Raw genomic sequence first — 536 nt, forward strand, 5'->3', positions numbered from 1 at the left:
CTGCCCACCGGCCTGAGCATCGACCCGAACACCGGTGTCATCTCCGGTACGCTGCCGAACAACGCCAGCGCCCAAGGTCCGTTCGCCATTGCGGTGACGGTGACCGACCAGGCCGGCAAGACCGTCTCGACCAGCTTCTCGCTGTCGGCCAACAACCCGGGTCCGCTGGGCACCGATCAGAGCCACACCATCGACGAGGACGGCTCGCTCAGCGATTCCGTCTCGGCGTCGGATGCTGACGGCGATGCACTGAGCTACTCAGCCGGCACGGCGCCGACGAACGGCACCGTCGTTCTGGACGCCAACGGCAACTACACCTACACGCCGAACGCCAACTTCAACGGCACCGACAGCTTCACCGTCGCCGTCACCGACGCGCAAGGTGCGACCGACACCATCACGGTGACGGTCACCGTGAACGCGGTCAACGACAACCCGGTGGTCGTGGGCACGCTGAACAACGTCAGCAGCACCGACGCCGCCACGGTCAGCATCCCGACCAGCGCCGTCTTCCGCGACGCCGACATCACCACCAA

The 536-nt window shown here is 66.2% G+C and carries 1 protein-coding gene; it reads left to right on the top strand.

Annotated features, from left to right (window positions below):
• On the top strand, window positions 1-536 hold a 536-nt coding region (locus tag OOT46_RS30720; protein WP_265407420.1), incomplete at both ends, for an Ig-like domain-containing protein.

It is taken from the genome of Aquabacterium sp. A7-Y, assembly GCF_026153205.1.
In the GTDB taxonomy this organism is placed as follows: domain Bacteria; phylum Pseudomonadota; class Gammaproteobacteria; order Burkholderiales; family Burkholderiaceae_C; genus Caldimonas.